The following is a 15004-nucleotide window of genomic DNA, read 5'->3' as shown; positions in this document are numbered from 1 at the left end:
TTCACTTCCGACCGGGGAGCTTCATCACCGTTCGCACGATCGGGAGCAGCGACTTCTGCCAAAGAGTCGCCGGAACGCCAAAAGGCGGATCGAGATTGAACACGCGGGCGGTCGCGATCGTCTGAGATTCGGTGTACTTCAGCAGCCCCTCGGGGCCATGCCTGCGGCCGACACCGGACAAGCCCATCCCGCCCATCGGTGCGCTGAGGCTGCCCCAGGCGAACGCATAGCCTTCGTCGACGTTCACCGTCCCCGACCGCAGGCGGGCGGCGATCTCCTGGCCAGCTGCGGCCGAGCCCGCCCACACGCTCGCGTTGAGCCCATACTCGGTGTCGTTGGCCTTCTCGACGGCTTCGTCCACGTCGGCGACCGGATAGATCGAGACGAGTGGCCCAAATGTCTCGTTGGCCGCGCACTCCATTTCGGGCGTGACATCCGTCAGCACGGTCGGCTCGTAGAACAGCGGCCCGATGTCGGGTCGAGCCTTGCCGCCCGCGATTACCTTGGCGCCCTTGGCGGTTGCGTCGTCCACGTGGCCCGACACGGTTTGCAGCTGACTCGCAGAGATCAGGCTGCCCATGTCCACTGAGAAGTCATACGCGGTCCCAAGTTTCATGTTCTGCACCGCATCGCCGAACTTACGCGTGAATTCGTCGGCGACGTCCTTCTCGACGTAGATCCGCTCAATCGAGATGCAGAGCTGTCCTGCGTTCGAGAAGCAGGCGCGGGTTGCCGCCTTGGCGACCTTGTCGAGGTTGGCGCCCCGCGTGACGATCATTGGGTTCTTGCCGCCAAGTTCGGCCGAGAATCCAATGAGCCGACGGCCCGCGCGCTCGGCTAGCTGGCTGCCGGTCGCCGACGAACCGGTGAACATCAGGTAGTCGCAATTATCGGTGATCGCGGTGCCCACCACGGAGCCCGGACCCGGCACGATCGCGTACAGCGCTCGCGGCAATCCGGCCCGGTACAACAGCTCGGCACACGCAAGCGCGCAGTACGGTGTCTGGCTATCCGGCTTGAGCACCACCGCGTTGCCCGCGATAAGCGCGGGGACCGAGTCCGACACCGTGAGCGTCATGGGGTAGTTCCACGGCGAAATCACCCCGACCACACCCTTGGGCTGATAGCCAACCGTGGTCTTGCCGATCCCCGGCAGCAGCGGCTGCGCGTTGCGAGGCTTCAGCAGGTCCGCGGCGACGCGCGCGTAGTAGTTCGCGTTCGCCATCAGATCGACGATTTCCTCTTGTGCGGCCCATCTCGCCTTGCCCGCCTCGGCCTGCAGGAGGTCCATGAGGAACTCGCGGTTTTCGATGACCAGGTCACGGTAGCGACGGACGATCCCGACCCGCTCGTGCACCGGACGCTTCGCCCAATCGGCCTGCGCCGCACGAGCTTCGGCGAAGGCCGCTTCGACGTCGACGGCCGTGCCGACCGGAATCGTGGTCAGCGGCGTGCCGGTGAAGACCTCATCGATCGTTTTGGTCTGACGTGCGCTGACGTCCTTGATCGCGACCAGATTGCGCAGGCGATCGAAGACTTCGGCAGACGGTGCAGGCATATCGTTACCTCTCCACGAAGCGCAGGTGTCTTAGGCACCAGACTATCGGCCCGCCGCTCCTGGCCAAGGGCGTGCGACCCAGCGGTAGGACCACATCAGAATGGCGGGGGTTCGTCGTCGCGGGCGAGGCGCTCGGCGAGGAGGAAACCTTTGCGGTTGATGCGCGCGGCGTTGCGTTTGCGCTCACCGGATATGCGGGCGGCGCGGTCTTGGGTGCGGGTGCGGGTGCGTCTGGGCATCATCAGCGCGCGCTGCACGGTTGGCGCGGTGGTGCGCTCGGGGATGGCCAGTTGTCCGGTCGGGGTGCCCAGGGCGGGGAAGAACAGCGCCCCGGCGGGTGTGGTTAGGTAGGTGTGGCCGGTGGGCGCGGTGAAAATGACGGTGCCGTCCGGCAATTGGCGATCCGTCCAGCCGTCGACCCCGGTGTAGAAGGTTTTGATCAGATGGTGTGGCGGGCAGTAGAGCTTGAGGTTCGAGGGGTGTGTGGGCCCCGCCGGATACGGAATGGTGTGGTCGATATGGCACACCGCGGCGGGTTGATCACAACCGGGAAACCTACAGGTGAGATCTCGCCACCGGATGAACTCGGCCAGCGCTGCCGAGGGCCGATACCCCGGCTCGGCCACCGGCGGCGGTATCCGCACCGGCGTGCACTTGGCGCTTTCGGCCAGCTTGCGCACCAGCGGCGCGGGCACCGGCCCCAACCCGGGCAGATACCCGGGTGCCCGCGACGCGCCCGCCACGGTGGCCTGTTCGGCCAGCACATGGATCACGACCTGGGCCAGCGGCTGGTGCACAGCACCCGAGGCCGGGCAATCCTTGGCCCCACACCCGCAAGCCAGCCGCGACTGCCCGCCGGCCAGCGCTACCAGCGCATCGGCGCGGCGCTGCACGGTGGTGCGCGGATCATCGCCGCACACCGCACCCGCCAGCTCATCGAGGCGGCGATCCAGGGCCGCACCCTCGGTCATCTCCAGCTGGCCCCAAATGCCAGCCATCCCTGCGCTGGTTGGCCCGATCTCCAGGAACCGGTCCTCGCGCGGCGCGCGCGGCTCACGCACCCCTTCGGGGTCGAACTTCTCCACCCACATGTCGATGCGCTCGGTGAGCTTGGGCCCCGACATACGCATCCAGTTGGGCGCATGCTTGGCGAACACCGCATCCAGCTTGGCGATCACCTCGCCGTCAACGATGTCGCTGCGCGCCACCAACGCGACCATCATCGGATAATCAATCGCCCCGCGACCAAACACCTCGGCCACCTTGGGCAGCCGTTCCCGCAACGCGATGCCATAGCGCAGCTGGGCCCCGGCGCGGCCCCGACTGATCCGCAACGCCGCCGAAATCTCGGCCACCACGTTGGCCTGCCCATCGATGGCCCAGTTGATCCGATCGACGTCATCGTTGGGGGCACGACGGGCATACAGCTCACCCATCCAGGCCAACCGGCGTGCCGCGGCGGCGTTCTCTGCGCGCGCGGCCACTCCCAGCGCATCGATCACCGCGGCATCGTCGAGTCCGGCCGCATTGTCGAGTCGGGCCGCATCATCGACCAAACTCGGCCCCGCCACCTGCGGCGATACCCGTTGATCGAACATACCTTCGATACTACCTGGCCCCCCCGACGGCCACGCGCCTCTCCCAAGCTGCGCTAGCTGGGCAAGCCGTTCCTGACGGCGGCGTCCTGTTTGCGGGCAACGTCGAGCACGACATCCGGCGGTGTGGGATTGCCCAGAGAGCTGTCGAACTCCAGATCGACAAGCACCTTCCCCGCGGTGAACACCACCTCGGACACCTCCATGGATTTTTCGGACGCGACACCCGCGACCATCAGCCCGTCGGAACCCACGTCGACCGGCTGCGGTTCACCAGCGACCTTCTTGCTGAGAGTTTCTCTCATCGCCGGGACCATGTGCGCCGCTTCGGATGGATCGGCAAAGACCGCGAGCGTGACAACGATCGTGCGCTTGCCGTCGGGGTTCTTGAAGGTCTGCCCGACGCCCACCACGCCGGCCGGATTCGCGATCGGCGGGCCATCAGCCCAGGCATCGGGGCCGATGTCGCTGGCCTTAATCAGCAATGAGCTGTATTCGGGTTCGACGCCCGGTGGGCTCGCCGGCGGGCTCCCCGGGCTCGGTGATGCCGCCGCGGTCGTCGGCGCGGCTGAACCCGGTGATGCCGTCGACGGTGCAGCGGAGTTGTCGTCGCTGCCGCACCCAGTAACGACCGCCAACATGACTATCGCGAAGCTGCCAAAAAAGGATGTCCGCACCATACTCACCGTCTGCCTCCTAGAGGGACAGCCAAATGCATTCAGCCGCCGTTTGCGGCGGTCGCCGTCGGCTGTACTCCGCCGTACCGGTAACCAATCGATAACAAAGACTGCCACACGCGTCGCACCCGACACTAGAGTGCTGTCCGTGGGCAAAGACCTGTTAGCCAACGGCCGGGGCCGCTGGTTGGCAATCACGGCCTCGCTCGTCGTCTCTGCCGCCATGCTCTATGCCCAGGGCAAAGACACCGAGCGTCCATGCTGCCCAAAGACCCCGGCGGTGACCGCAGCAGCTCCGGGAGCTGCGCCCAGTGCGCCACAATTCGCCCGTCCCACACAGGCGGACCTCTTGGCGGCAAGCGCGCCGGTCGCTGCCCAGGAATTCCGGTTCGCGTTACCTACTGGCGTCGCATCGGAGGAGGGATTGCAGGTCAAGACCATCTGGGCGGCCCGTGCCATCAGCGTGCTATTTCCGCAGATCACCAACATCTTCGGGTTTCGGCAGGATCCATTGAAGTGGCACCCCAACGGGTTGGCGATCGACGTGATGATCCCGAACTATCACAGCGATGAGGGAATCCAGCTCGGCAACCAAATCGCCGGGCTTGCCTTGGCGAATGCGAAACGATGGGGAGTGCTGCATGTGATCTGGCGGCAGGGTTATTACCCGGGCATCGGCGCACCGAGTTGGACGGCGGACTACGGCTCCGAAACCCTCAACCACTATGACCACGTGCATATCGCCACCGACGGCGGTGGATATCCAACCGGGCGCGAAACCTACTTCATCGGATCCATGAGCCCGACGCCGCCCGCTTGACAATGGTGGGCAATGACGAGAACGAACCGCCGGACGAGCGGACAGCGCAGCAACCACGCTTCAGCCGAACAGACGCGCCAATCGGCGTCTACAACGGCGAACAAGCGATCGTCGTCTACGACCTGCGGCCCGTTCCACGTTGGCCAAGATACTGGATCCAAGCACTAGCCAAACACTTCCACCGCCAACTGGAACCGTCACCAAAGATCGACATTTCGGTGGTTGACGACTGCATTCGTTTCTCGGTTTTCGTATCGAGCGACGTGTCCGCACAAGATCTGTGCAAGCTAGACGACATCGTCTACAACGCCGTGCGAAATGCCGGTCGTGCCATCGAAAATGAGCAGACAGCGCTTAACCACAAGCTCGATGCGGTACGCAAACGTCGTATGGAGAAGTGGGACGAATCATATTTCCGCTAGTGGTTGCCTAGTTGCGAATCAACCGAATTCGACGAGTGTTGTGGGGGCCCGGAGCCGATCGAGGTGAGGCAGCCTGTAGAACAGCGGAATAGCCCACCGCAGGAATTTGCCACGCCCCGGCGGCACCGGCAGCTCGCGTACCGCGCAGATGCCGGGGATAGCGCGCAGTTCGTCATACTGGTTGGCGGTGAACGCGAACGGCATCGCCGGCACCCTATAGTGTTTGCTGAGCTTCATGCCGCGTCGCGTATACGCGCTCAAGAACCAGGGGACGCTGTCGAAGATCAACTGACCGTCGGGAAATCGTTTGGCGCAGGCCGCTATTAGGTCGAACACCACATCGCGCTCCAGATACTGAAATAGACCTTCGCCGGTGATCAGCACGCCGTGGGTATCGTCGACCCGGTCCATCCAGGAGTAGTCGAGCGCCGACTGGGTACAGTGGCGCAGCCGGTTCGATGACGGCAGCAGCTGCTGGCGCAGCCGCACGATCGGCGCCAGGTCCACCGAAAGCCAGGTCAGCTCACCGTTGTCCAGGCGCCAGAAGCTGGTCTGCAGCCCCTCTGCCAGCGCGACCACCGTGGCGCGCGGATGCGTGTCCAGATATGCCCGGGAGGCCGCGTCGAATGCCAACGCTCGTAGGGCGGTCGCCTGGTGTGTCCGACCGAAGTGGTGGTAGTCGTAGGCGAGGTCGGCGTGCAAGGCGATGGCCATCGGGTCGTGGATGATGCCGTCAGGCCGGGCGGCCTCGGTAGCGCGTTGATGCAGTGTGAGCAGCGCGGTTTCAGAGATCCCGTCGAGATGACGGGCATCGATGACTGGCATGGATCCGACTGTAGTGGTGCACAACCCGAGCACCGTTGTCGAGTCGCGGGGTCGAGGATCTAAAGAGCGCTCGGAACTTTTCTGTCCGCTCCGCCGACTACTCCTCTGGTGACGCGATGCGGTAGGGAGGTCAAGTTGTGAGTGCACCGGTATGGATGGCTATGCCTCCGGAGGTGCACTCGACCCTGCTGAGCACCGGTCCAGGCCCGGGAGCATTGCTTGCCGCGGCAGCGCACTGGAGGGTGCTGAGCAGTCAGTACCTGCACACGGCTGCCGAATTGGCCCAGCTATTGGCCGACGTGCAGGCCAGCAGCTGGCAGGGACCCAGCACCACCCAGTACGTTGCGGCGCACACCCCGTACTTGGCCTGGCTGGAGAAAACTTCCATCGATAGCGCGGTCATCGCCGCACAGCACGACACCGCCGCCGCCGCCTACAGTTGCGCCCTAGTCACCATGCCCACCCTGGCGGAACTGGCCGCCAACCACGCTATCCACGGCGTCCTGGTCGCCACGAACTTCTTCGGGATCAACACCATCCCTATCGCCATCAACGAAGCCGATTACGTCCGCATGTGGGTTCAAGCCGCCGACACCATGGCCAACTACCAGGCCATCAGCGAGGCCGCGACCTCGGTAGCACCGTCCATCCAACCAGCGCCAGCCATCCTTGCCCCCGGTGGTGAAGCCCGAAGTATCCCCGCGGACGTATTGACTTCAATCGGTCAACTCATCAGGGATATCCTGGATTTTATTGCCAATCCATACAAGTATTTTCTTGAGTTTTTCGAAAGATTCGGATTCAGCCCCGCCGTTACGGTCGCGCTTGCAATAATTGCATTGTTCTTGTATGACGTTCTTTGGTACCCGTACTATGCGTCCTATTCTCTCCTGCTTCTCCCATTTTTCACCCCTGCATTGAGCGCGATGAGCGCTCTGAGCGCCCTGGCCTATTTGCTGATTAGAGAGCCCTCTCTCGGAACACCTCCCACTCCCGCAGAACCCGGCCCCGGCCCGCACGTTGGCTCCCGCATGAATGCTGCGGTCGCGCTGGCCCCGTCGGCCGCCCCCATCGGTGGCTCACAAGTCGGCAACCCCGCGCCAACCGCGGCCCCCACGGCTCCGGCTAGCGGCCCTGCCCCTTCGCTCACCATCACTTATGCCGTGCCGACTCTGGCACCGCCCGGTGTAGGTTTCGGCCCGAAAGCCGGCACCAGATCCCCTGCCTCCCTCCCCGACAACGTCGGCGCCGCCGCCGCCGCACGAAAGGGCGCCGCACCCGCCCGGGCCCGCCGCGAAAAGCGCAGCAAGAGCAAAGTGCGCGGCTACCGAGACGAATTCCTGGAAGCGACCGTCACAATGGACGACCCAACGGGTGGCCAGGGCGCCGGCCCGCTCGGCTTTAGCGGTACCGCACCAACAACCACCCGCAGGCCCGCCGGAATGGTCCAACTGTCATCCGACAGCACACGCAAAGCCGTTCCGCTCCTTCCCATTACCTGGACAAAAGACACCGACCAAACATAGGGACACGAATAGGGGAACTTTGCATTACACAATGACCAAAACCGTAAGAAATGGATGGGGTGAACGGAGCCGATGAAGCTCAATGTAAAAGGCGAGGGCCTCGGTGCACAGGTCACCGGGATTGATCCTAAAAACCTGGACAACATATCCACCGACGAGCTCCGCGAAATAGTTTACGAGAACAAGCTCGTCGTCCTAAAAGATGTCCATCCATCTCCGAAGGAATTCACAAAACTCGGTGGGCTAATCGGAGAAATCGTTACGTATTACGAGCCGATGTACCATCACAACGAGTATCCCGAGATCTTTGTTTCTTCCACCGAGGAAGGCCAGGGGGTTCCGCGGACCGGCGCGTTCTGGCATATCGACTATATGTTTATGCCGGAACCTTTCGCCTTTTCAATGGTTCTACCTCTTGCAGTACCCGGAAACGACCGCGGAACCTACTTCATCGATCTCAACAAGGTGTGGGAGTCACTCCCCCCCGCCAAGCGAGACCCGGTCCGGGGAACATTTAGCACCCACGATCCTCGGCGTCACATCAAAATCCGTCCGAGCGATGTTCATAAGCCCATCGGCGAAGTTTGGAACGAAATCAGCCGGACCACTCCCCCGATCAAGTGGCCTACGGTGATCGAGCACCCGAAGACCGGGCAAGAGATCCTCTACATCTGCGCGTCGGGCACCACCAAGATCGAGGACAAAGACGGGAACCTGCTCGATCCGGCGGTGCTGCAAGAACTCATGGCCGCGACGGGACAGCTCGATCCCGAGTACAAATCGCCATTCATACACACTCAACACTACGAAGTTGGTGACATCATTTTGTGGGACAACCGGGTTCTCATGCACCGAGCGAAACACGGCACAGCCTCAGGCACTCTGACGACCTACCGGCTGACCATGCTGGATGGCCTCAAGACGCCGGGGTACGCCGTATGACCCACATCGATCTCACTCCTGCCGAGGCGACTGCGGTGGAAGCCACCGACACCGTTCCGATTGCAGAGGATTTGCTCAGCAGAGTGTTGGAGCCCTACTCCTACAAAGGATGCCGCTATCTCATCGACGCGGCATCCAAAGCTACCGCCGATTCGGTCATTGCCTATGGCAATTTTAGGATTGGCGAATCCGCCTATATTCGAAGCACGGGACACTTCAATGCGGTCGAATTGTTGCTGTGTTTTAACCAACTCGCTTACAGCGCTTTCGCGCCAGCCGTCATCAACGGGGATATTCCTGCACTCCGGGGCTGGTCGATCGACGACTACTACGGGCACCAGCTCGCCAGCATGTTGATCAGGAGCACCTCATCGCGATTCAGAAAGCCGATCAACCCCCAAAAGTTTTCCGCCCGCTTGCTATGTCGAGATTTGCAGGTCATCGAACGGAAGTGGCGTTATCTCCTCGTCCCGTGCGCCATCGAGTTCTGGGACGAATATGGCGGGGCCGCGTCCGGCGAAATCGAACTAGCAGCCCTGAACATCCCCTGACCCCCGAAAGGAGAGCGGTCATGGCTATGCCTCACTTGCCGCCTACCGTCCTGGAACGAGTCTTTCAGCAGGCGCGGCAGCGGCCTGAGGCGGTCGCCTTGCGTCGCTGCGACGGCACCAGCGCGCTGCGGTACTCCGAACTTGTCACCGAAGTGGCGAAGCTCGCCGCCAAGCTTCGTACGCAGGCGGTTTCACGAGGATCCCGGGTAATCGTCGTTTCGGACAACGGACCCGAGACATATCTTTCGGTGCTGGCGTGCGCGAAACTCGGCGCGATCGCGGTCATGGCGGACGGCAATCTTCCGCCGGCAACCATCGGCCGGTTCTGCCAGATCACCGACCCGGGCGCGATTCTCATTGCACCCGGAAGCAAGATCGGATCTTCCTCGCTGCCCGAAACGCTCGACTCGATACCGACGATCCCGGTCGATATATCCGCTGCTGCAATGGATTTCGGTAAATGCTTGGATGCCGATCATGTTGCCGGACTCCCCCAGCAGGGCGCCGATGATCCGCTGGCGATGATCTTCACCAGCGGCACAACGGGTGATCCAAAGGCGGTGCTGCTGGCCAATCGCACCTTCTTCGCCATCCCGGACATCTTGCAAAAGGAGGGATTGAACTGGGTCACTTGGGTCGTCGGCGAAACCACCTACTCACCGCTGCCGGCGACGCACATCGGCGGACTGTGGTGGATACTCACCTGCCTGATGCATGGGGGGTTGTGTATCACCGGGGGGGAGAACACGCCGTCCCTAATGGAGATTCTCAACGCGAACGCGGTCGCGACGACATGCCTGGTTCCGACTCTTCTTTCGAAACTGGTTTCCGAACTCAAGACCGCAGACGCGACGCTTCCGTCGCTGCGTCTAGTGGGATACGGCGGTTCGCGGGCGATCGCAGCCGATGTGCGATTCATTGAAGCCACCGGGGTCCGCACCGCACAGGTCTACGGGTTGAGCGAGACGGGTTGTACCGCCTTGTGTCTGCCGACCGATGAAGGCTCAATCTCCAAGATCGAGGCTGGTGCTGTGGGACGTCCCTACCCTGGCGTGGACGTCTATCTGGCGGATGCGGCTAGTACCGATGGCGGGGGCCCCACCGCCCCCGGCGCTGCCCCGTCCGCGACGTTCGGCACGCTTTGGATAAGGTCACCGGCGAACATGCTGGGGTACTGGAACAATCCGGATCGCACCCAAGAAGTTCTGAGTGACGGGTGGGTGAACACCGGCGACCTGTTGGAGCGCCACCCGGACGGTTTCTTCTATATCAAGGGCCGGTCGTCGGAGATGATCATCTCCGGTGGCGTCAACATCGCGCCCGACGAGGTCGATCGCATTGCGGAGGGCGTTGTGGGTGTCCGTGCCGCCGCGTGTTACGAGATACCCGATCCGGAGTTCGGGGCGTTGGTGGGCCTGGCGGTGGTCCCGTCGACAGACCTCGACGAGCCAGCAGCCGGCAAGCTGAAGCAATCGATTGCGGCTCGCTTTCGACGTGACTCGGAGTCGATGGCGCGGCCATCGACAATCGTGATCGTGGCGGATATTCCCCGAACGCAGTCCGGAAAGGTCATGCGGGCGTCGCTGGCAGCGGCGATAAGCGCCGACAAAACCGCAGTGGCCGTTCGTGGCTGAGACGGTGCGGGAGCGGATCCTCGCCGCCGTCTGCGCCGTGCTGTACATCGAGGAATCCGATCTCATTGACGGCGACAAAACCGATCTCAGGGACCTGGGGCTCGACTCGGTGCGGTTCGTTCTCCTGATGAAGCAGCTCGGCGTGAACCGAGAATCCGAACTGCCGTCCCGACTCGCGGAGAACCTGTCGATTGCGGGCTGGGTTCGGGAGCTGGAGAGTCTGTGTGACCCCGCCTGATCGAGTGCCCCTGAGTAGGTCGCAACAGAACATCTACAACGGCGTATTGCAGGATAGTGATCCCGCCTTGTATCTGATCGGCAAGAGCTATCGGTTTCACCCAGTGGAGCTGCCGCGATTCCAGGCGGCCCTGGAAGCAACGATACTCGAAAACCCTTTGCAGCTTTGCGTTCTCGATGCGCCGACGGAAGGTGGCTATCCGGAGTTCGTGCCAGGGCTGCAGCTCGGCGACATCGTGAGCGTGTGGTCAGACGATCCGTACCCGACAGACCAGATACCTCGCGGTGCCGATGAGCTCAAGCGCGCGTGGTCTTCTGACATCCTCGCGAAGCCACTCGTGCGGTATGCCGTGCGGACCGACGAGAGCGGCTATGTGTTGGGCCTGGACGTGCACACCCACCACATCCTGCTTGATGGCGGCGCGACGGGGATCATCGAGGATGATCTGGCACGGCACCTTGCAGCCGGATGGGTGGAGGAGATCCCCTGTGTCATAGTGGGTCTGACCAAGCTGACTAAAGCACACCGTCGCGAGACGACCAGGGCGGAGGAATCGCGGCAGCGTCTCGCCGACGTGGTGCAGCGTGAGCTCGCCGAAGAGGCGCACCATGGCGGGTACGGTCACGGTTCAACCAACGCTTCTGGGACCGCCGCCATGGGGGTCCTGCACGAATCAATAGTGATCTCCGGCAAGGCCTATGACACAATCCTCACCCTTTCGGAGGCACAGCAGGTCCCCCTCAACGTGCTGGTGGCCGCGGCGGCGGTAGCGGTGGACGCTAGCCTTCGGCAGAACACCGAGAGCCTGCTGGTTCACGCCGTGGACAACCGGTTCGGAGATGCTGATCTGAATGTCGCGACGTGTCTGGTCAACTCGGTTGCGCACTCGGTCCGGTTTCCCCCATTTGCGTCGGTACAGGACGTCGTTCGCAATGTTGACCGCGGCTACGTTAAGGCAGTCAGACGCCGGTGGCTTCGTGAGGAGCACTACCGCCGAATGTATTTGGCGATCAACCGGACATCTCAGGTGGACGCGTTGACGCTCAATTTCATACGAGAGCCATGCGCCCCCAGCCTTCGCCCATTCTTGTCAACAACACCGGTGGCAACGGCGATTGGTCCAGTCGAGGGCATGACCGTGGCCTGTGTTCTGGACGAGGGCCAGCGCACCCTTAGCCTGTCCATCTGGAACAGAGCGGATCTTTCCGAGTGGAAGACACACCCCAGGGTCGCAGCACGCGTCGCCGCGGCATTGGAATCGATGGCGGCGATGTGGGAGCAGCCGATCGCCATGACCGTCAACGAGTGGTTCGGCATTGGCCCGGACGGGTCCCGCAACCACGGCGATGGAACACCCCAGACACACCGGCCGGCAGCGCCCGCCTGGTTCCTGGACCCCTCGGGGGGCGTCGACCAAACTCTTGAAACGCGTTGCTATGTCGACCCATGGGTGGCGTGGTTGGTGCAAAGCGGCGCCGTGCCGGGTGACGTCCTGGTGTTCACCGACGACAACACCGACAAGACCATCGACCTCCTGATCGCGTGCCACCTCGCTGGCTGCGGCTACAGCGTCTGCGACTCCGCCGACGAGGTTTTATTGCGAGCGAACACAATTGCCGAGCACGGCGATGGCGTGTCGGCGCACGTTGTCGACGTCGCCGCTGCCCGGCTCGCGGTGGGCGTTGAGGACGAACTCCGCAAGCTCGTCGACGGGCGCATCAAACAGGTGGCACACGACACCCTGCTCGCCGCCAAAACGGCGTACATCATGCCGACCTCGGGGACCACCGGGCAACCCAAACTTGTCCGAATCTCCCACGGGTCGCTCGCGCTTTTCTGCGCCGCGATCAGACACGCCTATGGCTGGGGAACACACGACGCCATCCTCCAGTGCGCGCCGTTGACGTCGGACATCAGTGTCGAGGAGGTCTTTGGCGGCGCATTCAGTGGATCGAAGCTGGTTCGATCCACGGCCATGAGAGCGGGTGACTTGCAGGCGCTCGCACGAGATGCCGCTGGCCAGGGGGCGACAGTTGTCGACCTACCGACCGCTGTGTGGCAGCTGTTGTGCGAGGACGGCGATGCCATTGACGCGATGCGTCGCTCGCAGCTGCGGCAGATAGTAGTCGGCGGTGAAGCCATCCGCTCCAGCGCCGTCGACAAGTGGATCGATTCTGGTGCCTCGCAGGGGATCTCGCTTGTATCGACCTATGGTCCGACAGAGACCACAGTAGTCGTCACCCATTTGCCGATCGTCTGCGACCGGGCGAACCTGGCGGACGGAGCCCGCCTCGGTCTGGGCCGGCCGATAGTACCGAACACGGTGTTCCTCGCCTTTGGTGAAGTCGTCATCCTCGGGGACTTGGTCTCCGCCGGCTACCTCGGGATCGACGGCCCCGGCTTCGGCACCGTGACCACCATTGACGGTTCACGACGCCGCGCGTTCGCCACCGCCGACCGGGTAACTATTGATGCCGACGGTTTTCCGGTCTTCTCCGGACGTAAAGACGCCATCGTGAAGGTGTCCGGCAAGCGTGTCGACACCGCTGCGGTAGCCCGGCGCATCTCCGAGGATCCCGCGGTATCCGATGTCGCCGTCGAGCTGCACGAATTTGCTCTCAGGGCAAGTTTGGGGGTGTGGTTCCAGACCCAACGGACCCGCGAAGGCGGCGAAGATGATGCGGCGGCGGCACGGATCAGGCTGATTCTCGTCAGCTTCGGGGTGTCCTCGTTTTGCGTTGTCGGCGTGCCGAATATCCCGCGGAAGCCGAACGGGAAGGTCGACGGCGACACCCTGCGGACGATGCCGCAGTTCGTGGATGCTGTGCGAAGCCGTTCCGGCTCGGGCGAACGGGCGGCGGGTCTCGCGGACATCTGGAGCCGGCACCTCGGCAGGGCCATCCCGGTAGACGCGTCGCTGCTCGGCGAGGGGATCGGCTCGCTGGATCTGATCCGGATCCTCCCCGACACCCGCAAGTATCTGGGTCAGCACCTATCGGTTCTGGATCTGATCAGCGCCGATACCGCCGCAAACCTGACGGCCAACCTGAGCGGGGCAGCGCCGAGGGCCGATGCATGGATGGACGCGGAGACTGCCGCCGAGATTGACCGCGATCTTGCTTCACAGTGGCGGCCCCATCCGCCTACCGCGTTGAGCGTCGAAGCGCCTCCGAACGGCAACCGCGACGGGGCAATCCTCGTGCTGGGTGCGTCGGGAATTCTCGGCACCGGATTCGCTCGCGCGGTCCTCGACCTGAGACGGTCCGGGGCACCGTGTCCTGAAGTGGTCTTGGCCACGAGATCAAAACTCCCCGACCGGGATCCATGGGCAGCTCTGCGCAACGTTGATGGGGTTCGGATCGAACACATCTCCGCTCAGCTTGGCCCAGGAGAACTCGACGCACTAATGCCCGACACGGACGCCCGAACCCTCGTCAATTGCATCGGCAATACCAACGTGCTCGTGCCATACCGCGAAATCCGGTCGCCCAACGTGGAGCTTGTCTCCACCATCGCCGCGGCATGCGCGCGCCGCAATATCCGGTTGGTGCATTTGTCGACGTTCGTCGTCAATGCGGATGTCACCGCGCCGCGAGTCACCGATCCCCGTGCCGCGCCCTATCCCTATGCCGCATCCAAGGCACTGGCGGAGCTGGTCGTGGCCGGCTCGCCGCACGCACTCGATTTCACCCTGGTACGCCTGCCCCGGGTACTTGGCGAGGACTATCAATTGCACGATTCCGCCGACGTTCTGGTCTCGGTCGTCGATGCCTGTATCGCGTTGCGGGCCTATCCTTGGTTGACATTGACCGAAGAGATCACCACGGGCCGAGCCGCCGCGCAGGCCGTGTTGGGCCTGTTGCCGGAATTGGGCGGATCGGCCGAGTTGGGACGGGGAATCAGCGTCGTACGCGGTGAAGCGGTGGCATACGCGGAGTTCCTCCGCGGGTACGGGCTCGACGAACTCGACCCCCCCGAGTGGAAGCATCGGCTGGATCAAAGCGACTGGGCGAAGAAGCATCCGCGCAGGTGGTCGGTGGTCGATGCGTGGGTCACCTTGGGTATGACGCTCGGTGCCCGCTCCTATGCTGAGTACCTGGCGGAGCGCCCGACCATCGCCGTTGGGGTCGACCCCGTTGCCGAGCTCACCGCGACACCACAGTCGGTTCGGGCACTATTGGCAAATGGATGGTCACAGTGACCAGTGAGCTCGGGT

11 protein-coding genes and 1 pseudogene are annotated in these 15004 nt (G+C 63.2%); 8 read left to right on the top strand and 4 right to left on the bottom strand.

Annotated elements, in window-relative coordinates:
* Window position 1 precedes the first annotated feature (1 nt).
* The 3 genes from AADZ55_RS11245 to AADZ55_RS11235 form a co-directional block, all read right to left on the bottom strand.
* Window positions 2-1558 carry a succinic semialdehyde dehydrogenase gene (locus AADZ55_RS11245; RefSeq protein ID WP_085325876.1) on the bottom strand — a complete coding sequence of 519 codons (1557 nt, stop codon included), beginning with the start codon at window positions 1556-1558 and terminating at the stop codon, window positions 2-4.
* 95 nt (window positions 1559-1653) lie between these two features.
* A complete protein-coding gene (locus AADZ55_RS11240) occupies window positions 1654-3156 on the bottom strand; it encodes an HNH endonuclease signature motif containing protein (RefSeq protein WP_085325874.1) in 1503 nt (500 codons plus the stop codon).
* Window positions 3157-3209: 53 nt separating this feature from the next.
* Window positions 3210-3833, bottom strand: coding sequence for a hypothetical protein (locus AADZ55_RS11235; protein WP_242670192.1), 624 nt, complete (start codon window positions 3831-3833; stop codon window positions 3210-3212).
* Window positions 3834-3926: 93 nt separating this feature from the next.
* Here AADZ55_RS11235 and AADZ55_RS11230 point away from each other — a divergent pair.
* A pseudogene (locus AADZ55_RS11230) lies at window positions 3927-4650 on the top strand (glycoside hydrolase).
* Window positions 4651-4652: 2 nt separating this feature from the next.
* On the top strand, window positions 4653-5072 hold the full coding sequence (locus AADZ55_RS11225) for a hypothetical protein (protein ID WP_085325870.1): 420 nt from the start codon (window positions 4653-4655) through the stop codon (window positions 5070-5072).
* An 18-nt stretch (window positions 5073-5090) separates the two neighbouring features.
* Here the strand turns inward: AADZ55_RS11225 and AADZ55_RS11220 are convergent, their stop codons facing one another.
* Window positions 5091-5897, bottom strand: coding sequence for a class I SAM-dependent methyltransferase (locus AADZ55_RS11220; protein ID WP_085325868.1), 807 nt, complete (start codon window positions 5895-5897; stop codon window positions 5091-5093).
* A 155-nt stretch (window positions 5898-6052) separates the two neighbouring features.
* On the opposite strand from AADZ55_RS11220, the gene AADZ55_RS11215 reads away from it, so the two are divergent.
* The 6 genes from AADZ55_RS11215 to AADZ55_RS11190 all read left to right on the top strand — a co-directional run bounded on the left by AADZ55_RS11215 (window position 6053) and on the right by AADZ55_RS11190 (window position 14989).
* Complete coding sequence (locus AADZ55_RS11215; RefSeq protein WP_119185018.1) at window positions 6053-7423, top strand: PPE family protein; 1371 nt, start codon at window positions 6053-6055, stop codon at window positions 7421-7423.
* A 72-nt stretch (window positions 7424-7495) separates the two neighbouring features.
* Entirely contained in the window at window positions 7496-8365 is an 870-nt protein-coding gene (scoE, locus tag AADZ55_RS11210) for a (3R)-3-[(carboxymethyl)amino]fatty acid oxygenase/decarboxylase (protein WP_085325864.1), read from the top strand.
* Window positions 8362-8916: an FcoT family thioesterase gene (locus AADZ55_RS11205; RefSeq protein WP_085325862.1), complete on the top strand. Its 555-nt coding sequence runs from the start codon at window positions 8362-8364 to the stop codon at window positions 8914-8916. The genes scoE and AADZ55_RS11205 overlap by 4 nt, the downstream gene beginning before the upstream one ends.
* A 26-nt stretch (window positions 8917-8942) precedes the next feature.
* Window positions 8943-10550, top strand: a complete 1608-nt coding sequence (gene fadD10, locus AADZ55_RS11200) for a fatty acid--CoA ligase FadD10 (protein WP_085325943.1) — start codon at window positions 8943-8945, stop codon at window positions 10548-10550.
* A gap of 4 nt (window positions 10551-10554) precedes the next feature.
* Window positions 10555-10788, top strand: coding sequence for an acyl carrier protein (locus AADZ55_RS11195; RefSeq protein WP_085325945.1), 234 nt, complete (start codon window positions 10555-10557; stop codon window positions 10786-10788).
* The gene (locus AADZ55_RS11190) at window positions 10775-14989 is read left to right on the top strand and encodes an AMP-binding protein (RefSeq protein ID WP_242670188.1); all 4215 of its coding nucleotides are present in this window, start codon (window positions 10775-10777) and stop codon (window positions 14987-14989) included. Before AADZ55_RS11195 ends, AADZ55_RS11190 begins: the two co-directional genes overlap by 14 nt.
* Window positions 14990-15004: the final 15 nt, after the last annotated feature.

It is taken from the genome of Mycobacterium decipiens (assembly GCF_963853665.1).
Lineage (GTDB): Bacteria > Actinomycetota > Actinomycetes > Mycobacteriales > Mycobacteriaceae > Mycobacterium > Mycobacterium decipiens.
This window is presented reverse-complemented; position numbering and strand designations above follow the sequence as displayed.